The organism is Arthrobacter sp. Z4-13 (genome assembly GCF_054792705.1).
The window spans coordinates 3,482,441-3,503,820 of sequence record NZ_CP096459.1; the positions used below are offsets into that span (position 1 = coordinate 3,482,441).

The 21,380-nt window shown below is 64.4% G+C and carries 21 protein-coding genes; 8 read left to right on the plus strand and 13 right to left on the minus strand.

Going from position 1 to position 21,380, the window contains the following annotated elements; all coding sequences use genetic code 11:
• Nucleotides 1–28 precede the first annotated feature (28 nt).
• Nucleotides 29–1,288, plus strand: coding sequence for a prolyl oligopeptidase family serine peptidase (locus tag M1E07_RS17885; protein ID WP_461187965.1), 1,260 nt, complete (start codon nucleotides 29–31; stop codon nucleotides 1,286–1,288).
• A 161-nt stretch (nucleotides 1,289–1,449) separates the two neighbouring features.
• Here the strand turns inward: M1E07_RS17885 and M1E07_RS17890 are convergent, their stop codons facing one another.
• Together M1E07_RS17890 and M1E07_RS17895 are read right to left on the minus strand one after the other, a co-directional pair.
• Complete coding sequence (locus tag M1E07_RS17890) at nucleotides 1,450–3,501, minus strand: ABC transporter ATP-binding protein (RefSeq protein WP_461187966.1); 2,052 nt, start codon at nucleotides 3,499–3,501, stop codon at nucleotides 1,450–1,452.
• The gene (locus M1E07_RS17895) at nucleotides 3,498–5,246 is read right to left on the minus strand and encodes an ABC transporter ATP-binding protein (RefSeq protein WP_461187967.1); all 1,749 of its coding nucleotides are present in this window, start codon (nucleotides 5,244–5,246) and stop codon (nucleotides 3,498–3,500) included. Before M1E07_RS17895 ends, M1E07_RS17890 begins: the two co-directional genes overlap by 4 nt.
• A gap of 276 nt (nucleotides 5,247–5,522) precedes the next feature.
• Between M1E07_RS17895 and M1E07_RS17900 the strand changes: the two genes are divergently transcribed.
• Nucleotides 5,523–7,028: an MFS transporter gene (locus tag M1E07_RS17900; RefSeq protein WP_461187968.1), complete on the plus strand. Its 1,506-nt coding sequence runs from the start codon at nucleotides 5,523–5,525 to the stop codon at nucleotides 7,026–7,028.
• A 25-nt stretch (nucleotides 7,029–7,053) separates the two neighbouring features.
• Here the strand turns inward: M1E07_RS17900 and M1E07_RS17905 are convergent, their stop codons facing one another.
• The 4 genes from M1E07_RS17905 to M1E07_RS17920 all read right to left on the minus strand — a co-directional run bounded on the left by M1E07_RS17905 (nucleotide 7,054) and on the right by M1E07_RS17920 (nucleotide 10,388).
• Nucleotides 7,054–7,329 carry a hypothetical protein gene (locus M1E07_RS17905; protein WP_461187969.1) on the minus strand — a complete coding sequence of 92 codons (276 nt, stop codon included), beginning with the start codon at nucleotides 7,327–7,329 and terminating at the stop codon, nucleotides 7,054–7,056.
• 72 nt (nucleotides 7,330–7,401) lie between these two features.
• Nucleotides 7,402–8,043: an RraA family protein gene (locus tag M1E07_RS17910; protein ID WP_461187970.1), complete on the minus strand. Its 642-nt coding sequence runs from the start codon at nucleotides 8,041–8,043 to the stop codon at nucleotides 7,402–7,404.
• Between the two features lie 28 nt (nucleotides 8,044–8,071).
• Nucleotides 8,072–9,061, minus strand: a complete 990-nt coding sequence (locus M1E07_RS17915; protein WP_461187971.1) for a hydroxyacid dehydrogenase — start codon at nucleotides 9,059–9,061, stop codon at nucleotides 8,072–8,074.
• 10 nt (nucleotides 9,062–9,071) lie between these two features.
• Complete coding sequence (locus tag M1E07_RS17920) at nucleotides 9,072–10,388, minus strand: MFS transporter (protein WP_461187972.1); 1,317 nt, start codon at nucleotides 10,386–10,388, stop codon at nucleotides 9,072–9,074.
• Nucleotides 10,389–10,549: 161 nt separating this feature from the next.
• Here M1E07_RS17920 and M1E07_RS17925 point away from each other — a divergent pair, with 161 nt between their 5' ends.
• A complete protein-coding gene (locus tag M1E07_RS17925) occupies nucleotides 10,550–12,148 on the plus strand; it encodes an IclR family transcriptional regulator (protein ID WP_461187973.1) in 1,599 nt (532 codons plus the stop codon).
• 62 nt (nucleotides 12,149–12,210) lie between these two features.
• On the opposite strand, the gene M1E07_RS17930 is transcribed toward M1E07_RS17925, so the two are convergent.
• Complete coding sequence (locus M1E07_RS17930; RefSeq protein ID WP_461187974.1) at nucleotides 12,211–13,317, minus strand: LLM class flavin-dependent oxidoreductase; 1,107 nt, start codon at nucleotides 13,315–13,317, stop codon at nucleotides 12,211–12,213.
• Between the two features lie 96 nt (nucleotides 13,318–13,413).
• On the opposite strand from M1E07_RS17930, the gene M1E07_RS17935 reads away from it, so the two are divergent.
• Nucleotides 13,414–14,001, plus strand: a complete 588-nt coding sequence (locus M1E07_RS17935; RefSeq protein ID WP_461187975.1) for a CGNR zinc finger domain-containing protein — start codon at nucleotides 13,414–13,416, stop codon at nucleotides 13,999–14,001.
• An 85-nt stretch (nucleotides 14,002–14,086) separates the two neighbouring features.
• On the opposite strand, the gene M1E07_RS17940 is transcribed toward M1E07_RS17935, so the two are convergent.
• The 4 genes from M1E07_RS17940 to M1E07_RS17955 form a co-directional block, all read right to left on the minus strand.
• On the minus strand, nucleotides 14,087–15,487 hold the full coding sequence (locus M1E07_RS17940) for an MBL fold metallo-hydrolase (protein WP_461187976.1): 1,401 nt from the start codon (nucleotides 15,485–15,487) through the stop codon (nucleotides 14,087–14,089).
• A 143-nt stretch (nucleotides 15,488–15,630) separates the two neighbouring features.
• Nucleotides 15,631–16,005, minus strand: coding sequence for a rhodanese-like domain-containing protein (locus M1E07_RS17945; protein ID WP_461187977.1), 375 nt, complete (start codon nucleotides 16,003–16,005; stop codon nucleotides 15,631–15,633).
• A gap of 25 nt (nucleotides 16,006–16,030) precedes the next feature.
• Entirely contained in the window at nucleotides 16,031–16,924 is an 894-nt protein-coding gene (locus tag M1E07_RS17950; protein ID WP_461187978.1) for a sulfite exporter TauE/SafE family protein, read from the minus strand.
• On the minus strand, nucleotides 16,921–17,541 hold the full coding sequence (locus M1E07_RS17955) for a rhodanese-like domain-containing protein (protein ID WP_461187979.1): 621 nt from the start codon (nucleotides 17,539–17,541) through the stop codon (nucleotides 16,921–16,923). Before M1E07_RS17955 ends, M1E07_RS17950 begins: the two co-directional genes overlap by 4 nt.
• Nucleotides 17,542–17,662: 121 nt before the next feature.
• Between M1E07_RS17955 and M1E07_RS17960 the strand changes: the two genes are divergently transcribed.
• From M1E07_RS17960 to M1E07_RS17970, 3 genes are all read left to right on the plus strand, one after another.
• Entirely contained in the window at nucleotides 17,663–17,920 is a 258-nt protein-coding gene (locus M1E07_RS17960; protein ID WP_461187980.1) for a metal-sensitive transcriptional regulator, read from the plus strand.
• A gap of 233 nt (nucleotides 17,921–18,153) precedes the next feature.
• Nucleotides 18,154–18,366: a YegP family protein gene (locus M1E07_RS17965; protein ID WP_461187981.1), complete on the plus strand. Its 213-nt coding sequence runs from the start codon at nucleotides 18,154–18,156 to the stop codon at nucleotides 18,364–18,366.
• A gap of 74 nt (nucleotides 18,367–18,440) precedes the next feature.
• Complete coding sequence (locus M1E07_RS17970; protein WP_461187982.1) at nucleotides 18,441–18,812, plus strand: hypothetical protein; 372 nt, start codon at nucleotides 18,441–18,443, stop codon at nucleotides 18,810–18,812.
• Nucleotides 18,813–18,889: 77 nt separating this feature from the next.
• Here the strand turns inward: M1E07_RS17970 and M1E07_RS17975 are convergent, their stop codons facing one another.
• Together M1E07_RS17975 and M1E07_RS17980 are read right to left on the minus strand one after the other, a co-directional pair.
• A complete protein-coding gene (locus M1E07_RS17975; protein ID WP_461187983.1) occupies nucleotides 18,890–19,489 on the minus strand; it encodes a hypothetical protein in 600 nt (199 codons plus the stop codon).
• Between the two features lie 114 nt (nucleotides 19,490–19,603).
• Nucleotides 19,604–20,557 carry a GlxA family transcriptional regulator gene (locus tag M1E07_RS17980; protein ID WP_461187984.1) on the minus strand — a complete coding sequence of 318 codons (954 nt, stop codon included), beginning with the start codon at nucleotides 20,555–20,557 and terminating at the stop codon, nucleotides 19,604–19,606.
• A 134-nt stretch (nucleotides 20,558–20,691) separates the two neighbouring features.
• On the opposite strand from M1E07_RS17980, the gene M1E07_RS17985 reads away from it, so the two are divergent.
• Nucleotides 20,692–21,330, plus strand: coding sequence for an isochorismatase family protein (locus M1E07_RS17985; RefSeq protein ID WP_461187985.1), 639 nt, complete (start codon nucleotides 20,692–20,694; stop codon nucleotides 21,328–21,330).
• The last annotated feature ends 50 nt before the right edge of the window (nucleotides 21,331–21,380 follow it).

Genomic DNA, 21,380 nt, shown 5'->3' on the forward strand with positions numbered 1-21,380 from the left:
TATGCCGTGTCTGAACAAAGGAGTTCCGTTGACTAACCCCGTGTCCCGCCGCACGTTCCTCACAGCTGGCACCGCCGTCGTTGTCGCCAGCCTCGCTCCCACTGCTGCCTTCGCCGATGATGGAGGTAATAACTCGTCCGTTGGCTCCGCGCCCTTCACCCTTAACGCGAGCGTGCTCGATGGCGGAGAGCAAGTCACCTCGCTGACCATCGAAGCCTCGCGACAGGGCGGCCTGATGGAAGGCGATCTGCCCACTTCCGCATTCACCGTCCACGCTCGCGGAACCAATCCGCTCACTGGCACAGTGGCGTACGACTTGGACCGCACCGTCACGGCAGCACGGGCTGACAGCCGTGGTCGGATCGTCCTCGAACTCGAACACGGTGTGGGTGTCCTGGGAGGCGCCACCCTTGGTTACATCGGCAGCGCAGGCCGCAACGTCATGCTTGACCTCGAATACACAATCACGCAGGTCCAACCGCTCCCGCGGCAGGGAAAGGGTGCACCTAAGATCGCGTCGTTCACCCAGGGCACCCTCGTGGACCCCGAAGTGGATGCTTTCACCCACCATGTGGCAGCCTCCGGCACCAAGTATCGTCTGTTCACCCCTCCGGAGCGGGGTCGCTCCCAGAACCGTCCGCTCATCGTGTGGTTGCATGGCGGCGGCGAAGGCGGCCTTCTGACCGGCGGGTACAACTACTACGACAACGAAACCACTCTCCGTGCCAACCGCGGGGCCCTGGGGTTCATCACGGACGAAGCGCAGGATCTCTTCGGCGGCGCATACGTGGTGGCCCCGCAATGCCCCGCGTACTGGCTGGCGGACGGACCCGCATACGCACCTCTTATCTCAGAAGTTATCGAGGAAGTATGCGCGGCAAATTCCGTGGACCGCGACCGCATCCACGTGGTGGGCTGCAGCAATGGCGGCTATATGACCCTAAAGATGATCGTTGAGAACCCGAGTGCTTTTGCATCCGCGGTGCCAATCTGCCCCGTGGTCGTCCCGTTCAACTCCACCGCCCCAATGGTGACCGACGAACAGCTTGCCGCGATCGAAACCCCCACTTGGCTGATCACCGCTGCCGACGACACAACCGTTGACCCGCAAGCTAACACGGTACATGCCCACGAACTGATCCCCGGGTCGATCATGAGCCTGTACGAGAACGTCACTTGGGACGGGAACAGGTTCCCGGGGCACTGGTCGTGGATCTACCCCGCTCGCAACGACCCGTCGCACCAGGGTGTCGACCTGTGGACATGGATGGCTGAGCAGCAGCGTTAGGAGCCTTCTCGAAAATTATGGTCATTCCTTAGCGACGCTTGGCTTTAGGCCAGAAGGAAGGATCCCGTCGGCAGATGCCTGCGGGATCCTTCTCTGCTCACGGCATAACTGTGACATCAGGCAGCGGTGTTAGCGCCTAGCCCTATGCTGTGATTATGCCCTTAAAGTTCCGCCGCAGGCGCCGCGAACTGCGCCTCATACAGCCGCGCATAGGCCCCGCCGGCAGCCAGCAGTGAAACGTGCGTCCCCTGCTCCACGATCTGGCCGGCCTCCATGACCAGAATGAGGTCGGCGTCGCGGATGGTGGACAGGCGGTGCGCGATCACAAAGGAAGTCCGGTCGGAACGCAAAGCACGCATGGCCTTCTGCACCAGCACCTCGGTCCGGGTGTCCACAGAAGAAGTCGCCTCGTCCAATATCAAAACAGAGGGCCGCGCCAGGAACGCCCGCGCAATCGTCAGCAGCTGCTTCTCCCCCGCGGACACATTCGAGCCCTCGTCGTCCAGCACCGTGTCGTACCCGTCGGGCAGTGACCTCACGAACCGGTCCACGTAAGTCGCCCTGGCAGCCTCAAGAATTTCGGAGTCGGTAGCCCCAGGCCGCCCATATGCAATGTTGTCCCGGATGGTCCCGCCGAACAGCCACGTGTCCTGCAGCACCATCCCCAGCCGCGAGCGCAGCTCGCGCCGCGGCACCGAGGTGACGTCCACGCCGTCGAGCGTTATCCGCCCCGCATCAATCTCGTAGAACCGCATCATCAGGTTCACCAGCGTGGTCTTCCCCGCCCCGGTGGGCCCCACGATCGCCACCGTCTGCCCCGGCTCCGCCACCAACGAAAGAGAAGAAATCAGCGGCTGCTCCGGCGAATACGAGAACGACACATCCGAGAACACCAGCCGTCCCCGCCCAAACACAGGCCCGTTGGAAGGAGCAGGTTCAACAGACTCCTCGTCCTCATCCAACAACGAGAACACCCGCTCGGCCGACGCCACCCCGGACTGCAGCAGGTTCGCCATGGACCCCAACTGCGCCAACGGCATGGTGAACTGCCGCGAGTACTGGATAAACGCCTGCACATCGCCCAGCTGCATCGCCCCGGACGCCACCTGCAGCCCGCCCACCACGGCGATCCCCACGTACACCAGGTTCCCGATGAACGTCATGGCCGGCATGATCAGCCCGGAAATAAATTGGGCGCCAAAACTGGCCGAGTACAGCTCCGCGTTCTTCTGCCGGAACCGCTCCCCCACCTCCTGCTGCCGGCCGAACACCTTCACCAGCGCATGCCCGGTGTAGGTCTCCTCGATCTGCCCGTTCAGCTCCCCCGTGTGCTTCCACTGCGCCACAAACAGCTTCTGCGAGCGCTTGGCGATCAGCGCCGTCAGCCCCAGCGTCAGCGGAATGGTCACCAGCGCGATCAGCGCCAGCGTGGGCGAGAGGATCACCATCATCACCAGCACGCCCACCACGGTCAGCACCGACGTGACCGCCTGGCTGATGGTCTGCTGCAGGCTCTGCGAAATGTTGTCCACGTCGTTGGTCACCCGGCTGAGCAGCTCGCCGCGCTGGATCGAGTCGTAATACCGCAGCGGCAGCCGGTTGATCTTCGCCTCGATCCGCGCCCGCAGCCCGAACACCGTCCGCTGCACCACCCCGTTAAGCACATACGCCTGCACCCACATAAACGCCGACGACAGCACATACAGCACCAGCGCCCACGTCAGCACGCTGCCCAGCGCCGTGAAGTCGATCCCCTGCCCCGGCACCAGGTCCATGGCACTGAGCATGTCCGCGTGCTGCCCCTCCCCGGACGCCCGCAGCTGCGCAATCACCTGCTCCTTGCTCACCCCGGCCTGCAGCTCCCGGGACACCACACCGGCAAAGATCAGGTTGGTGCCCTCCCCCAGCAGCCGCGGCCCGATCACGGACAGTGCCACCCCCGCCACCGCCGTCGCGAACACCAGCAGCAGCCACGCCCGCTCCGGCCGCAGCGTCCCCATCAGCCGCTTGGCCGAAGGCCAGAAGTTCATCGCCTTCTCCGCCGGGACGTTCATCCCCGCAAACGGCCCGCCGCGCCCCGGCCCGCCTGCCGGACGGGGAATGCGGACGACGTCGGCGCTTGCCGTCTTGGCCCCGGGTGCGGTCCCGGAGCTGGTTCCTGGAGCGCCGCTTCCGGAAGAGGCGGACGACGGCGGGCGGTGCGGTGCGCTCATACCGTTTCCTCCGCCGCCAGCTGGGAGGAGACGATCTCGCGGTACGTCTCCGAGGTCTCCAGCAGCTCACTGTGCGTTCCGCGCCCGACGATCCTGCCGTCGTCGAGCACTAAAATCTGGTCCGCGTCCACGATGCTGGAGACGCGCTGGGCGATGATCACCATTGTGGCGCCGGAGGTTCTGCGCTTGAGGGCCTGGCGGAGGCGGGCGTCGGTGCCGGTGTCCAGGGAGGAGAACGAGTCGTCGAAGATGTACAGCTCGGGGCGTTTCACCAGCGCCCGGGCGATGGCCAGCCGCTGCCTCTGCCCGCCGGAGACGTTGGTGCCGCCCTGGCTGATGGGCGCGTCCAGCCCCTCCTCCGTTCGCTCCACAAAGTCGCGGGCCTGGGCGATCTCGAGCGCGGTCCAGAGCTCGTCCTCGGTGGCGTCCGGTTTGCCGTAGAGCAGGTTGCTGCGGACGGTGCCGCTGAACAGGTAGGGCCGCTGCGGCACCAGGCCGATGTGCCCCCAGAGCAGGTCCGGGTGCAGCTCGCGGACGTCCACGCCGTTCATCCGGACCGAGCCTTCCGTGGCGTCGAAGAGCCGGGGCATGAGGTTCACCAGGGTGGTTTTGCCGGCGCCGGTGCTGCCGATGATCGCCGTCGTCTGCCCTGCTTTGGCGGTGAAGCTGATCCCGGTGAGGACGGGCTGATCGGCACCCGGGTAGGCGAATCCGACGTCGCGCATCTCCAGCTCGCCGCGGCGGCGGCCGTCCTGTCCCGCCGTCGTACTCACGGGATGAAGCGGCGGCCGGACGCTCGACTCCGTCCGCAGCACCTCCCCAATCCGGTCCCCGGACACCGCGGCGCGCGGGATCATCACGGCCATAAACGTGGCCATCATGACGGACATCAGGATCTGCAGCAGGTAGCTCAGGAACGCGATGAGCGTGCCCACCTGCATGGAACCGTCCTGGATGCGGAACGAGCCGAACCAGATGACGGCCACGCTCGAGACGTTCAGGACCAGCATCACCACCGGGAACGCGAGCGCCATGAGCCGGCCGGCGCGCAGGGCGGTGTCCGTGACGTCCTCGTTGGCGCGGGCGAAGCGCTCGGCCTCGATGTCCTCACGCACGAAGGCGCGCACCACGCGGATGCCGGTGAGCTGTTCGCGGAGGACGCGGTTCACGGTGTCGATCCGCTTCTGCATCTTGCGGAACAGCGGCACCATCCGGACGGTGATCAGGCCGACGCCGATCAGCAGCACCGGGACGGCGACGGCGATCAGCCAGGACAGCTGCGCGTCCTGCCGCACGGCCATGATCACCCCGCCGATGCTGAGCATGGGCGCGGTGACCAGCATGGTGGCGGACATCAGCACCAGCTGCTGGACCTGCTGGACGTCGTTGGTGGACCTTGTGATGAGGCTTGGTGCGCCGAACTTGGTGACCTCCTGCTCGGAGAAGTCCCCCACCCTTGTGAAGATGGCATCCCGGAGGTCCCGGCCCACGCCCATCGCCGCCTTCGCCGCGAAGTAGACCGCGATCACCGCGCAGACGATCTGCAGCAGGGTGATCCCCAGCATCACCCCGCCCAGGCTGAGGATGTACCCGACGTTGCCCTTGGCCACGCCCTCGTCGATGATGTCCGCGTTCAGGGTGGGCAGGTACAGGGACGCGATGGACTGCGCCAGCTGGAAAACCACGACGGCGGCCAGCAGCTTCCGGTGCGGCCGGACGTATTCAACAAGCAGCTTCCAGAGCATGGGCGGCTCCTGGTCCTTGGCTCACGGGACGTGATGCGAAGGTCAGTTTACGTCCGGCGGCTGGGGTGGGGCCGTGCCTGTGGAGGAGAAGTTGGGCCGGTTCTCGGACAGCATCGGTCTGGATCTTCGCTCCGGGTCACAGTGCGGCGGAGACCGTGGTGCTCGCCGAATTACTGCAACCTCCGCTTTGACACAGATACCCCGCGGGGGTATAAAAGTTCCTGGCAGATACCCCAAGGGGGTATCAGTATGCCTACCAAAAATTAGGGAGAATCCATGTCAAGGGCAGTTGCCTCCATTGGGACCAAAGCGATAGGGCAACCAGCAGAACGGCGTCTGGGCGTCGCGCTTCTTGTCATTGCGACCGCCCAACTGATGCTGGTGCTCGATGACTCCATCGCCAACATCGCTTTGCCGACCATCCAGAACGAACTTGGCATCCCGGCCGCAACCCTGCCGTGGGTCATCAACGCCTACATCCTCGCCTTCGGCGGGCTGTTGATCTCTGGCGGCCGGGTCGGGGACCTGATGGGCCGCCGTCGGATCCTCCAGCTCGGCATCCTGCTGTTCACCGCTGCCTCACTGGCCGCAGGCCTGGCACCGACCGGTCCCGTGCTGATCGTGTCACGTGCCCTTCAAGGCATCGGCGCCGCGCTGGTTGCACCAAATGCGCTGGCACTGATCGCCACGACTTTCCCTGCCGGGGAAGCCCGCAACAAGGCCTTGGCCATTTACGGGGCCATGTCGGGGCTGGGCATCACCGTCGGACTGCTGCTGGGCGGAGTCCTGACCGGAACCCTGGGCTGGAGGTGGGTGTTCTTCATCAACGTGCCCATTGGACTGGCCCTGCTCGCCGGAAGCCGCATCCTTGTCGACGCCCAGAGGCACCAGGGCCGGCTGGACCTCGCCGGGGCACTGACTGGAACGGGAGGCCTCACCGCCCTCGTCTTCGCGATCATCCGCGGTGGTGAGCACGGCTGGACCGATGCCCTCACTGTGGGCAGCTTCGCCCTCGCAGTCGTCCTGATACCTGTCTTCGTCAGGCTGCAGGCCCGCAGCAACGATCCCCTCCTGCCATTGCGGCTGTTCCAGGACCGGAACCGCTCCGGCTCCTATTTGGCAATGCTCCTGGTGTCCTTCGGCCCCATGGGAGCCTTCTACCTGCTCACCCTCTTCATGCAGCACATCCTCGGCTACAACCCGATCCAGACCGGTCTCGCCTGGCTCCCGTTCGGCGTCGGAATCGTGCTGGGAGCGGGGGTGGCGTCCAAACTCGTAGTCCGCTTCGCCCCCCGCATCATCTCCACAACCGGGATGCTGATCGCCAGCGCCGCGATGCTCTGGTTTTCCACCATCCACAGCGGCACAACCTACCTCGAGCTGCTGCCGGGCACCTTCGCTTTGGCCTTTGGCTTCGCCCTCAGTTTCATACCGCTGACCCTCACCGCGGTGAACAAAGTTCAGGCCCAGGATTCCGGCATCGCGTCAGCGCTGCTGAATTCCGCGCAGCAAGTCGGCGTGGCCCTCGGCATTGCAGTGCTCTCCACCATCTCGGTAAGCATCACGGAATCCAGCTTCCCCGGAGCATTAACGGCGCTTTCCGCATCCCGCGGGTCAGGAAACGGCGCAGCGACCGCGGCGGCCAGCGCCGCGTTGACCACCGGCTATGCCACGGCGCTTTTCATCGCAGCCGTGCTCCTGGCGCTCTCCGCACTCATCACCGCGCTGATCATCAACGCCCGCCCGCAAAAGGAAACCACCCAGCAATCGTCCGCTGGCTAGCCCAGGTTGGCCAGCACTTTCTGTCCTAGGCAAAACCGAAAATTTGTCGTGTTGTCATTCGAAAGTGCAGGTCTCCGGAGAGCTCCCGCGGGGTGACCCAGACTTCGTGGTCCTGGCACACCTCAAACAACTGGCGAGGATGTTCTGCGTCGGCTGCCAGCCAAAGAGCCGATGAATCCGGCATGACGTCCTCCACGATGCCGGTCCTGAGCACCTGGCCGTATTGCCGGACTTCGACCAAGACGTCGAGGAGGAGACTCCACTGGAGGTGTTGGCGTGCGGGAAGGGGGCGTGTTGTCATCTGTTTCTCCAAAAGGAAAGGGAGGCTGCGGCAATGGGCCGCAGCCTCCCTTCGTGGCGGGGTTGCCGAGGGCTAATGCGTGAGGGCTTCCTTGATCCGTGACCGGATCTGCCGTTCGATATCTTCCTGGCCGGGCAGGGCCTGGAGGGTTTCGTTAAGTTCAGTCTGGGGTATGACGACGACGCCGTCCCCGTCGCCGATAACGACGTCACCGGGGTTGCAGACGACGTTGCCGCAGGCGACGGGTTTGCCGACGTAACCGGGCCCGTTCTTGGAGGGGCCGGCTGGCACCGTGCCGCGGGCGAACACGGCGAGGCCCATGTCGTTCATCTCCTCTAGGTCGCGGACGGCGCCGTCGATGACGACGCCCTTGACGCCTTTGCTGAAGCAGATTTCCGCGAGGATGCCGCCGAACACCGACCGGTTCATGGCGGCGTTTCCTGAAATGACAAGCACGTCTCCGGGTTTGGCTTCGTCCAGGCCGCGGTGGATGGCGAGATTGTCGCCTTCCCAGACCTGGATGGGAAGCGCGGTGCCCGCCAGGCGGGCTCCGGGGGTGAGGCAGCGGATGTCGGCGGACATCATGTCCATGCGCTTGCGCACGTCACCGATCAGCGCGGGCGGGTAGGCCGCGAGGGACTGGACCAGGTCTTGTGTGGGGCGGGGCCATTCGGGGTAAACGGTGATGTTTTCGGCGGGAGCGTTGATGTACACGTGTGGTTCCTTGAGTTGGTGTGCCGGGTCAGGCGGGGACTTTGCGCAGGTCGTTGGCGTTCACCGGGAAGGCAGGGGGTTCGCCCGCGAGTACGGCGCGTACTTCCGACCATGAGCGGGTGCCGGCTTCCTGGAATGCTTCCTTGGTCTGGCCGGCGATGTGGGGGGTGACGAGAAGGTTGGGCACTTCGTGCAGGGGCACCTTGTTGTTGGAGAGCGGGTCCTTCATGTCGATGCTTTCGGCTTCGAGGACATCAAGGGCAGCGCCGGCGAGGGTGCCGTTGGTCAGGGCCGTGACCAGGGCGTCTTCATCGATCAGGCCACCGCGGGAGGTGTTGATGACGATCGCGGTGGATTTCATGAGGGCCAGTTCGCGGGTGGAGATCATGTGGCGGGTGCCGGGCAGCAGTGGTGCGTGCAGGGTGATGATGTCCGCCGCGCCATACAGGGCGTCCAGGTCAACCAGGTCCGCGCCTGCGGCCGCCACATCTTCGGCTCTGGCGATCGGGTCTGAGGCGAGCACCCGCATCCCGAAGGCCTGGGCAATGGCCGCTACTCGCTTGCCGATGGCTCCGAAGCCGACGATTCCGACGGTGCGGCCGGACAGCTCGAAGCCGACCAGGTCCCCCCGGCCTTCGGCCCAGGTTCCGGCCAGGACGCGGTTCGCGCCCGGGACGATCCGGCGGGTCAGGGAGAGCAGGAGAGCGAAGACGTGCTCGGCGACGGCGTTGCTGTTCGAGCCCGGGGTGCTGGTGACCCAGACTCCGTTTTCGGACGCTGCAGGAATATCAACATTGTCGGTGCCCACTCCATGACGGGCGATGATCTGGAGGCGGGGGGAGGCTTCGATCATGTCGCGGGTGAAGGTCTCTGCCCGCAGGATCACTGCGTCCACGATCTCGCTGACGTCGAGATAGCTGACCTTGTCGGGGCCGTAGCCAAGGTGCACGCCCGCGTTCTTGCGGATATCTGCCAGGACGTCCTCGTGGATGACGTCGGAGATGTAGATTTCGGTCACGGTGCCGGTCCTAACGGTAGAGATGGGAAGAAGGATCGGAGTTGGCCCTGACCGTGAGGCCGACCACCAGCAGTCCGAGGGCGCCGGCGCCAACCAGGATGAAAGCGGGCACGAAAGTGTTGCCGGTCTGGTCGATGAGGTACGTGGCCAGGTAGGGGCCCGCGCCGCCGCCGATGACGGCCCCGACGCTGTGGCCGAAGGCGACGCCGGTGTGGCGGACGCGGGTGGGGTAGAACTCGAGCATGGCGCCGTAGGTTCCGGCCTGGCAAAGGGCGTAGGGGATGATGCCCATGCCCAGGCCCAGGAGGGCCAGGACGAACGAGCCCTGGTTCATCATGGCGAAGGAGGGGATGGTGATGGCGACGTAGGCGACGTAGGACCAGAGCAGGACCTTCCTGCTGCCGATGCGGCTGCCGAGCTGGCCGGCCATGGGGATCAGGAGTGCGGCGAAGAGGACCGCCAGGAGAACGATCGTGGATGCTTCTCCCTTGGTGAAGCCGAGGACTTCGCTGAAGTAGACGGCGACGAACACGGTGCCGATGTAGGTTCCGAGGTTCTGCACGAGGGAGATGGAGGTGACCTTGGCCAGTGCCTTGGGGTATTTGGTCAGGACTTCCTTGAACGGAGCCTTGGAGGTACCTTCAGTGGTTTTGTTGATGGCCTGGAACTCCGGGCTGTCTTCGACCTTCAGTCGCATGACCAAGCACAGGATGCCCAGGGGCAGGGCGAGGAGGAACGGGATGCGCCAGCCCCACGCTGCCAGGTCAGCTGCCGGCATCATTGCCGCGGCCAGGGCGGCGAGACCGGCGGCCAGGCCCTTTCCGAGCTGGGCGACGGACGGGATCAGGGAGACGAAGAGGGAGCGGCGGTTCGGTGCAGCCCACTCATGGATATAGGCGGCGGCGCCGCCGATTTCACCTCCGGTTGAGAAGCCCTGGAGCATGCGCAGCAGAACCAGCAGGATCGGTGCCAGGACGCCGATCTGGGCATAACCCGGCAGCAGGCCGGTCAGGGTCGCGGCGACACCCATGCAGGTGATGCTCGCGATCAGGCTCGTCCGGCGGCCCTTCCGGTCCCCAAGGCGGCCGAAGAAGACAGCGCCCAGCGGGCGGACGATGAATGCGGAGCCGAACACCAGCAGGGTGTTCAGGAGGCCGATGACAGGGTCGTCGCCGGGGAAGAACACAATTGCCAGCGTCGCAGCGACGTAGCCGTAGACGCTGAAGTCGTAGTACTCGATGAAGGTACCGAAGGCGGCTACACCGGTCGCCTTCTTAGCCTTGGTCCGCCTCGCAGCATCCGGCGTGGCAATCGTTGGGGTAGTCATCAAAAGACCTCTCTGTCTTATTCGGAGTTTAGAAAAATGGGACACTGTCTCATTTGGTGATTGATTCAAGAATGCATGTGTTCCAGGCCACTGTCAAGCGGAGGCGGGATCGCCGCCAGCCTCGAGAAAGAGGCCAGCCGATGCCGTGGGATACTTCAAATATGGGGCAACAGGACGAGGCGGCGGCGCAGCGGGACGGCTCTAAGGAGGTCGTCGCCGTTATAGAGGCAGTCATCGGCCGCACCGGCTACGGATGGGGTGTCCGGGAACTGGCCGAGGAACTTGGCGCGAGCCGAAGCACTGTCAACCGGATCCTTGGCCGATTGGTCGAGGAACGTCTGGTGTCCAGGGATGCGAGCGGCGCCTACGTCGTGGGGCCGCGGCTGAAGGTCCTGTCCGCTGCACTACAAAAAGGTCATCCCCTCTTCGCCGAGGGCACCACTATTCTGGCGCGCCTGAGCCGGGAGTCCGGGGCAACAGCACTGATGGCCGTGGAAACGGGGAACCCGGAGCAGTGCTTCGTCCTGGCATCCCTGGAACCCGATGCTCCAGTCAGGTACACCCTGCCAGCCGGGACAAAACTTCCAACCCATGCCGGCGCCCTCGGGCTCGCCATCCTTACCCGCCGCGGAACGGCAGGACTGCCGGAGGAACTCAAGAAGTACACCGAAGCCTCCATGGACAGCCGCACCCGGATAGAAAATGCCCTGCAGAGCTATGCCACCGTGGGCGCCGTCGTCAGTATTGGACAGCACATTCCCGACGCGGCAGGCATCGGCGTTCCCTTCACCGTGAACGACAGGCTGTTCGGTTCCCTGTCACTCTCCAGGCCGCGGAACGAATTCAAGGAATCAGACATCGGAGCCGGTGCAGAAATGCTCACCGAAGCCGCCGGAAAGCTCGAATCCCTGCTTACCCACCACGACGCCACCAGAACCACGGGACAGGACCTTCCTGGAACCGAGTCCTCCACACTCATTCATCGGATTGCTGCCATCATCACCGCGTTCTGTTCTGAGCCGTTGGCCGAACTGACACTGGCAGACCTTTCAGATTTGTGGGGCACCCGGTCGGTGGCTACCCGCCGACTTGCCGAATCCGCCCGCGACGTCGGACTGGTGATCACACTGCACAATGGGGCTTGGACGGCAGGACCGACACTGTTGCGCTGGTCAGCGTCACTCGGCGCCGCCCACAGCCTTCCCCAACTGGTCGACGAGGATCTGCGCGAACTCAGTGCAACAACAGGCGAAACCACCACCCTGGCGCTCTACAACCCGGACACGAGCGAGGCACATATCGGGCGGACAATCGCAGGAGCACGGAACGTCCGCTACGTCTTGGAGGAAGGGGAGGAGATTCCCTTGACCGCCGGAGCCGCAGGCAAAGCCATCCTCGCCTATCTGCCTGGGGACGTCAGCGCCCGACGTGGCAATGAGCCCGGAGCCTCAGCGCAGGAGCTTAGCCTTATCCGCTCCCAGGGCTGGGCAGCCACGGACAGCGAACGGGTCCCCGATGCGCACGGCATCGCCGCCCCCTTCTTCGTCAACGGGGCAGTTCGCGGATCGGTTACCGTCACGGTTCCCAACCACCGCGTAGCCGGAACGCCGCCCACGGAACTGACAAGCGCCGTCGTCTCCACAGCCCAAAGACTCTCACGCCTCCTCACCGTGAAAGGCTCAAGCCTCCCTGCCGCAGGCGGCGGCAACCCCGGCGGGCAGGAATCTGAACACGGCACGGCCTTCGCGGCCGCACACTAATCCTCCCTGGGTTCACAGCTACGACGGAACTTGGCCCCAGTTGAAGACCTGCCTTCACTTCACTACCCGCGGTTCAATGCGAGGCTCGCCTCAGGGCGTCCGATGCCAGCGGTCATGCCGTAGTGATCTGCAATTAATTCCAAGGTGCGTGCCTGAGCCCGGCGCGAATATCCCTGGACAACCAGCATCACCTCGTCGACACCTGTTTGGTGGTGAAGCTCCTCCAAGCCGGATGCTACCTCGGCCGCTGTTCCATGAAGTGCCCGGTTGGTGTATTCCTCAATGATCTCCCGTTCCTGGTGAGTGCCTTGGAAGGCCTCGACCTCCTCGGGAGGAAGCAGTGAGAAGGATTTGCGCTGGAACATTCGCAACATCGCCATGGCGGTGGAGGACGACTGACGACGGGCCTCTGCGGGATCCTCATCTGCTATCGCCCCCACGCTGACCAGGCTGTACGGTTCGTCAAGGAAGCGTGATGGGCGGAAGTTCTCGCGGTAGATCCGCATGGCATTGAGCACATCGGCACTGCCAAACTGCAGCGCAAAGGCATATGGCCGGCCAAGCCTGGCGGCAACCTGCGCGGAGTAGACCGACGATCCCAGAATCCAAATGTCAGCGCTGGTCTCAGAGTGCGGGACCCGATTCTGCTCGGCCTGCCAGGGGCCCGGCACCGCGTGGACGTGGCGGTAGGGGTGATCTTGCGGGAAGTCGTTATTCAGAAAGCCAAGCAATTCTGTGATTTGCTCGGGAAATTCGTCGTTCGCGGTGTGGTGACGGCGCAGGGCTGAAGCGGTTGCTCCGTCGGAACCGGGAGCCCGGCCCAGCCCCAGGTCAATCCGCCCAGGGGCCAGCGCGTCGAGCATGCCGATCTGCTCGGCAACGGCCAGTGGCACGTGGTTAGGCAACATGATTCCGCCCGCCCCGAGCCTGATGCGCTCGGTCTCGCCGGTTAGCCGGGCCACCATGAGATGCGGGGAAGGTATCGAGGCGCCGGGCATTGCATGGTGCTCGGACATCCAGAACCGCTGGAAGCCCCGCCGATCAGCCAGCTGCGCAAGGGCGATGATCTCGTCGAAGGTTTCCTGAACCGAGCTGCCAACCCCGGTGAAGGCGTTGTCGAGTACCGACAGGACGAATGGGGCGGTGCCGGAAGAGTGTGGACTGCTCATGAAGAAACCTCTTGAATCACGGGAAATAACATCTTTTGACGTGATAATCACCGTACGGGAATATCACGGCAAACTCCAACTGGTACCGTGAGAAGCATGAACGTCCCACTCCCTCCCGCCCCCGGAACCAGTGAGCACCCCTGCCTGGCGCTGGCCAACAGCATCGTTACCCTTCCCGGCGGGCAACGGGTCGATGAACTCGACAGCCCGGAAAACGCCACCGCCTGGCTGGTGGCGCAGGAACTCGCGCCTGAAGGGACGGGGTTGTTGGAGTATTGCCAACTAAAACTCACGAACGTGAGGGGGCACCTCCGACAGTTGCTGGAGTCGCACACCGAGGGCATCGCCCCCGATCCTGCGTCGTTAGCCGCCATCAATCGCGCCCTGACAGCGGTGCCAAGCGCGGCGCCTCTGAGTTACGACCCCGACGAAGGGCTGTCCCGGGTGGCTAACCACCCGCTGACACAGCTCGTCGATCACGCAATGGCGAGTATCACCGAAGATGCGGCTTCACTGTTGGCCGGACCGGATGCGCATCGCATCGCGCAGTGCGCCTCCAAGCCGTGCGATCGATTCCTGCTTCGGACTCACTCAAGGCGGCAGTGGTGCTCTGAACGATGTGGCGCCAGACAACGCGCCAATCGCGCCTACGCCCGCAAACAGGACAAGGCTTCGGCAGGATGACATTCGGTTCCAGGTCAAACCCCGGATAGGCAGGGCTGCCCGAGAGGGAGGGGGACCAGTCCGGGCGGTCTGGGGGGACGTCTGGTTAGGCTGCGGGTACGGAGTTCCGCCAAGCGGTCCAGGCTGCGTAGCTGCCGTCGAGTTCGACGACGTCGTACCCGGCCCGGCGCAGGGCGCTGGCCGCGACCGAGTTGCGTAACCCGCTCTGGCAGTAGGTGACGATGGTGCCGTGCGCGGGAAGCTGATCGAGGTGCCACATCAGGCGGCCGCCGCTGAGCTGGTACGCGCCGGGGATGTGACCGGCCGTGTGCTCGGTCTTGTTGCGGACGTCGAGGACCATGGCGGCGTCGAATCCGTCGAGTTCCTCGGGCTGGATCAGCTTCGGCGTAGTCATGGGGAGCCCTTCGATGCTGGTGACGTAACCGGCGACATTGTCGATCCCGACCCGGACCAAGTGGTCCCACATGTCCATAGCCTGTTCCTGGTCTGGGGCGAGGAGTACCAGCGGGTTCTTATCCGTCTCCGGGTTCACGACCCAGGCACCGTAGCTGGCCACGGACTTGCCTGCCGGCACGTTCAGGGAACGGGCAACAGTTCCTTCGTGGACCTCGCTGTTGGGGCGGGTGTCGATGAACGTGACTTTGTCCGCCGCCAGGTCCTTCGCGACGTCAGCGGTGTCCAGTTCCTCGAGCGGAGCGCGTTCTCCCATGACGGCGGGGCCTTCACGGTTTTCGCGCTTCATCCGGCCGAAGTAGGCATGGGCGTCGGGCTGGCCGTCGAGGAGCTCGTCGATGAAGCCCTGCTCGTCGTTTGCGGCGAGGTAGGGGCCCCACCAGGCGTAGAGCCGCTCGTAGCCGACGGTGGAGGACGGGATGGCGCCGAGGGCCTTGCCGCAGGCGCTGCCGGCGCCGTGGGCCGGGTGGACCTGGACGTAGTCCGGCAGGGTCAGGAACTTATCCCGCAGGCTCGCGAACAGCTGCTTGGCGCCTTCGAAGCGGGTGTCGATGCCGCCTGCTGCCTCGTCCAGCAGGTCCGGCCGGCCCAGGTCGCCGGAGAAGACGAAGTCGCCCGAGAGCAGGTAGCCGGGCTGGTCGCTGAACGCGCCGTCGGTGACCAGGAAGGACAGGTGCTCGGGGGTGTGGCCCGGGGTGTGCACGGCTTGGATGCTGATGTTGCCGATGGTGATGGTGTCGCCGTCGTAGAGGCGTTCGCCGTCGAATGCGTACTGCCAGTCCGGTCCGCCCTCGCCGGAGACGTAGATCTTCGCGCCGGTGGCTGCGGCCAGTTCACGGGTGCCGGAGAGGTAGTCGGCGTGAATGTGGGTTTCGGTGACGGCCACGATCTTCATGCCGTTCTTTGCAGCAAGATCCTGGTACACGCCGATGTCGCGTCGGCCGTCAACAACAATGGCGGTGCCGTTGGCCTGGCAGCCAATCAGGTAGCTGGCCTGGGCCAGGTCTTCATCGTAAATACGCTCGATAAGCATCTTGGGTGATCTCCTTCGGATAAGGGGTGGAGGGTGGTTTTGTCGTTCTCTATTTCGCAGTGCTGGGTGTGCCAGCGAATTTTGCTGTGGGTGTTAGGGCTGTTGCTGTGCATCGGCGCGGAGCTTGTCCAGGTCCAGGCTTTTCACGGCCTGGATGACTTCCTCGAGACCGGCGGCATTGAGGTGGAGAGGCCGGCGCGGTTCCAGGCGCTCATGCCGCCGCGCACGGAATAAGCCTCGTAGCCCTGCGATGCGAGGAACCGGGCCGCTGAAGCGGAGCGGACCCCGGACTGGCACATCGCGATCACCGGGCGGTTTTTCTGGATTCCGGCGGTGCTGGTTTGCAGACGGTCCAGCGGGATGTGTTTGGCCTGGAGTGCCCGGCCGGAGCGCCATTCCTGGGCGGAGCGGACCTCGATCAGCGAGGCGCCTGAGGACAGGAGATCCTTGGCCTCAGCGACTGAGACTGTTTTATAGGGCTTGCTGAAGGCTTCCTTCAGGGAGCTGATGATGCCCATGGTGTTCTCCTTGGCGGGTGTCAGTTCAGGCGGGTGAGGGTACGTTGCTCCGGCGGCCGCTGCGGTTGCGCAGGGGGCAGGAGCTGATGAAGAACCAGCAGATTCCCGCGGTGGCTGCCGTGAGGGCTGCGACTGCAGCGGCGATGAACAACCGCAGGTCTGCGGGTGCCTGCTGGATGAGGACAAAGGTTCCCATCACCAGGACAAACCAGCCGAAGGCTTTGCGCAGGGCGGCTTCCGGGATGCGGCCGGCGAGTTTGGAGCCGGCAAGGGTGCCGGCGATGGCTGCGGCGGTCACGCCGAGGGTGATGCCCCAGTCGAGCTGGACGGTGGTGAGGTATCCGGCGAGTCCCGCGAAGGACTTCATGGCGATGACCACCAACGAGGTGCCCACGGCGACGGACATCGGCAGGCCGCCCAGAAGCGCCAGGGCCGGGACCACGAGGAATCCGCCGCCCGCGCCGACCAGGCCGGTGATAAGCCCGACGACGGCGCCTTCCAGCAGGACCCTGCCAAGGGGCAGTTCATGCTTGACCGGTGCGGCGCCGTCGTCGTTCTTCTTTTTCCGGCCGCGAAGCATGGCCACGGAGGTGGCCACCATCATGACGGCGAAGGCGATGAGCAGGATCTGGCCGGGGATGTGCCCGCCCAGGAGGCCGCCGACGAGCGCGCCGGCCATGCCCGCGGCGCCGAAGATCAGGCCGGTCCGCCATATCACCCTGCCGCTGCGGGAGTGGCTGAGCACGCTGACCGCGGAGGTGACGCCGACAACGAAGAGGGAGGCTGCGATGGCTTCCTTGGTCTCGAACCCGGCGACGTAGACCAGGATCGGGACTGTCAGGATGGATCCGCCGCCGCCCAAGGCGCCGAGTGAGAGTCCGATGACCACCGACAGGGCAAGGACCAGGGTGGTGGTCATGAGGCCTTGGCCTCCTCCCGGGCGTCAGCGACGGGAAGGCTCAGGATCGCGCTTTCGCGGGTGGGTTCCTTGGCGGCCTTGTTCCAGGGCATAGCCGAGAGGGCCTGGCCCATGGCGCAGGTATTGGTGGCTGCGGAGAAGGTCAGTCCGGTGCCGATGGCGCCGGCGAAAATGCGGATCTTCGGGGAGACGAACCTGCCTCCAACCAGGCCCAGGACCACCAGGGAGCCTGCGGCGAGGCGGACCTGGCGCTCCAGAGCCCAGCGGTTTTTGCCCTTCACGACGTCGCCGCCGGCGGCAGCGAAGCCGGGTGCTCCGCCGGTGAGGACGTAGGCGCCGTCGATGCCGGACTTGGCAAGGCGCTGGCGTGCCTGCTCGGCGCGGGCTCCGGAGTGGCAGACCAGCACAACGCGGGAGCCCAGACGGGCAGCGAGCTCGTCGGTGTGCTCGGACAGCAGCGGCAGGGGCACGTTGTAGGAGCCGGTTATGTGCATCGACTCGAACTCTGCTGCGGAACGCACGTCGATGACCACGAGGTCCTCGTGCTGGTCAAACCAGGTGCACAGGGTCTCGGGATCAAGGGCGGTAACGGCCGGTGCTATGGAAGGGGAAGTCATTGCTGGCCTCTCAAAGGGGGTGAATGTGAATACCCACCGAGTATTACAGATACCCCCTGGGGTATGTCAAACACCCTGGGGGGTATACGATTGAGGGAAGCTATCGACTTTGGAGAATCCCTTGGAACTCAATCCCTCAGAACTGACGCCCGTGATCAACCGGCTCAAGCGCGCTCAGGGCCAGCTCGCCGCCGTCACCCGCATGCTTGAAGAAGGCCGGGACTGCAAGGACGTCGTCACCCAGCTCGCGGCCGTGTCCAAGGCGCTCGACCGGGCCGGATTCGCCATCATTGCCACGGGCCTGGAGCAGTGCATCGTCCAAAAGGACGCAACGATGGACAGGAAAGACCTCGAAAAGCTCTTCCTCTCCCTCGCCTGACCGATCCGCTTCGCCACATGAACTGGTCCACGCACCGCCGCTGGGAGCGGCAGCCGTTGTGGGGCAAGTTTGGCCGGTTACAGGAGCCAGTACTATCGCCCGTACTAGGTAAGTAACCGATTTCTCATCTACCGTTGAAGCATCGGGCGGCTGGGGGGCCGGAACGCAACGATGCGTTTGCATTGGTGAAAAGTAATCCCGAGGTCAAGGCCCCGGGGGTTTAGGGGTAAACCATGACCGGAAAATTCGAACTCTTTATTGACGAGCACGCGTCCTACGCGTTCAGGCTCAAGTCTCATGACGGGGCAGTCGTGGCGGTGTCGGGCCCGTATCCAAGCAAGGAATCAGCTGTTCAGGGCATCCGTGATGTGCGTGAATGTGCCGCCACCGGGCTAATCAGCGATCAGTGCTCCCCTTCGAGGCCGGTGCGCCCTCAAAACGACTGACCTCATTCTCGCCTTAGATCAAGACTCGACGGTTATGAAGCGGCCGGCGCCACCCTCCCTCTCGAAGTTGAAGCATGGTCCACAAATTACGACCTGTCCTCCGGGTGGACGCGGAGATGCGCTGTGCGGTTGTTGAACTGCACGGATGCCTGACCGCCCCAGCCACCGGTGCCCTGCTGAGAATCCTGGCCAAGGGCCGTTCCCTGAACCGGAACTTGGAACTTAGCCTCTATCTCCGCCCTGCCCTGTACCTTGAGCCAGCCTCGCTCGCCAACCTTCACCTTCCACCACCGGCAGCAGATACTCCCCCGTTCCATGCGGTGACAGCCGACTTGGAGCCCGTTGGCCCGGTCCGGGTCCTGCTGCCGCCGGTGTGGCCAACCTGCCCCGTCGAAAGGGCACTGGCCCGCAATCTGTACCGAAAGTCCGGCAACGACGCGGGATAACGTCAGGGTCCGGCAAGGGGCTGGGTTTAGAGCGCCAGCATCGGGCGGCAGCGCGTTCGTCCTACGCTTTGGCGCGCCTATCGGGACTGCAAAGCATCCAGTGCGACTGCCATAGCTGCGGCAACCCGGCCGTCGAGTCGTGCGCCGGGAAGGGTGATGAGGTAGCGGTCGCGCAGGGACTTCCCCCGTTCTGATGTCATGATCACTTCTCCGTTGGAGTCCACAAAGTCGAAGTGGAAACGGAAGGGCGAAGGGACCGCATCACCAATCGGCGTCGCTTCCCAAATGCGCCGGCCAATGGCGACACCAACGCTGCGTTCACTCCCGGTGAGTTTGAGTCCGGACGCTTCGAGGTGCCACGTCGAGCGCAGCAGGGATTTGGCAAAGTCCTTTCGGAAGCTGCCGATCGGTTGTCCACTGGCGTCCAGCACGTCGTAGGTCGCACCGAGGTCGAGGCGTTGCCGGGCCTTGAAGGAGAAGATGGGCAGGGTCCTGGACTCGTCCTGGTAGAAGGTCACCTGCTCCTTGAAAGCGGCCCGCTTCTGCTGGGCGACGGCGAGCAGGTGCCCGGCCTGCCCGTCTCCGGCCACGGAACGTATTTCATAGCGATTCACCATCAAGGTGAGCTTCTGTGTCACGGTGAAGCGCTCGATGCCCTGTAAAAGTTCTGCGGTCATGTCGGTCCTCGTGGTTGGAGCGGTCTCGGATAGTTTGACCTAACCAGCAGCTAGCGGGCTGGCCTGGACCATGATGTCTTACCCCAAAGATGGGTCGCGGGAACAGGGCCCTCGTCAGCCAACCCGGGCGTCAAAATGGCGCCTGTACTCCGTTGGCGTTGTGGAGAACGCAGCTGCGAAGTTTTGGCGCAGCGTTGCGGCGTTGGCGAATCCGCAGTCGGCGGAGATCTGGTCTATCGACAGATCCGTGGTCTCGAGCAGCCGCCGGGCTGCGTCAAGGCGGCGGGCGCGGATCCAGGCGGCCGGCGTCGTCCCAGTTGCTGCCCGGAATGCGCGGACAAAGGTGCGCCGGCTCAGGTGCGCCTGAGCGGCGAGCCGGTCGATGGTGAGCGGTTCACCCAGGCGGCCCAGGGTCCATTCGAGCAATTGGGAAATTGGATCATCGGTGGAGCGGGCAGGTACAGGACGCTCGATATATTGCGCCTGCCCACCCTCCCGGTGCGGCGCGATAACGAGGCTCCGTGCCACCTGGTTCGCGGCCTCCGCTCCAAGCTTGGTTCGCACAAGGTGCAGGCAGGCATCCAACGCAGAGGCCGTGCCGGCGGAGGTCAGGACATCCCCGTGGTCAATGTAGAGCACCGACTGATCCAGGGCGATATCCGGGTGCCGCCCGCCAAGGGAATCAAAAGCCTGCCAGTGCGTGACGGCCCGGCGCCCGGCGAGCAAGCCGGCGTCGGCAACGGGAATCGCACCAAGGCACAAACCCAAGATGGGCACCGCACGCCCATGCGCCCCTTGAAGCACCTGCCGCAGCGAATCGCTGAGGACGCGCCCGTCGTCGAACCATGAAGGCACCACCACGACGTCGGCCCCTTCCGCGGCCCCGGGCCCTTTCACCTCGCCCAGCCGGTAACCCTCAGCGGTTGTGACCTCACCTTCGTCATCAGCGAAAAGAAAGGTCTTCCACTCTGCAAGGCCTTGACGGGCCACTTCGTCAAAAACCATCTGCGGAACAGCAAGGTGAAACATCGTCGCCCCATCGAAGGCGTAGACCGCAATCCTCATCATGGCCCCTTCCGCTACTCTGGCCCGAATCCATCGTATATCTGCCTTCGTGCCACTGTTGGCGGAGATCAGCAGCGGGAAGACTGGAACAGTTGCCAGATGGCACCCAAAGAGAACATCCAGGGAGAACCAAGAACATGAGCACCCCCCGCCGCGCCCTTATCCTCATCGACGTGCAGCAGCAGTACTTCAGCGGCCCCCTCGAAATCCAGTACCCGCCGCACCAGGAGTCCCTGCCCACCATTGCGAAGGCAGTGGACGCCGCCACGTCCGCCGGCATTCCGATTGCCGTCATCCAGCACTCCGCCGGCGAAGGTGCGCCCGTCTTTGCACCCGGCACACCAGGCTTCGAGCTGCACCCCGAGATTGAACGCCGCAAAACCGGTGAATGGAAGTCACTTGTCAAGCAGTACGGCTCTGTCTACGCCGGCACGGACCTTGCCGATTGGCTGCGGAAGCACGACGTCGATACGGTCACCTTGGCGGGCTACATGACCAACAACTGCGTGCTCGCCTCCGCCGTGGAGGCAGAGTTCCTCGGCTTCACCACCGAAGTCCTCTCGGACGCCACCGGCGCCATCAACCTTGCAAACGATGCCGGTTCCGCCGATGCGAAGACCGTGCACACGACACTCCTCACGCTGCTGAACTCGAACTGGGCAGCAGTAGCGGATACTGACACGTGGACCGATGCCCTAACTGCACAGCAGGCCCTCACCAGGAGTGATCTCGGCAGCTCAGCGGTGGCCGGGTTGGAGCTCCTCCCCCAGGCTTAACCAGGCGTCCCGGGCTCCCATTGTTGTCGCCGGGGTGGGAAGCCCGGGAA